Origin of the sequence: Azospirillum griseum (genome assembly GCF_003966125.1) — a bacterium.
In the GTDB taxonomy this organism is placed as follows: domain Bacteria; phylum Pseudomonadota; class Alphaproteobacteria; order Azospirillales; family Azospirillaceae; genus Azospirillum; species Azospirillum griseum.
Genome location: NZ_RXMA01000211.1, coordinates 1 through 218, shown reverse-complemented (window position 1 = coordinate 218; position 218 = coordinate 1). Strand labels below are relative to the sequence as shown.

At 52.3% G+C, this 218-nt stretch carries 1 rRNA gene; it reads left to right on the top strand.

What is annotated here, in order from left to right:
• Positions 1-148 precede the first annotated feature (148 nt).
• Positions 149-218 (top strand): 16S ribosomal RNA (locus tag EJ903_RS26815); the annotation flags it as partial.

Genomic DNA, 218 nt, shown 5'->3' with positions numbered 1-218 from the left:
AGGGATTGGGATCGGCACATCAACGGACGTCTGTTGAGCATCCAAGTTGAAGCAAGCAAACTGTAACAGGTTTTCTAACGCTTGGGTTTGGAGCGTCTAAACGGCGATCCGTCTCGATCGGTTGTTGGCCTTGGCTGACGATCGGTTCGAACCTGAGAGTTTGATCCTGGCTCAGAACGAACGCTGGCGGCATGCCTAACACATGCAAGTCGAACGAT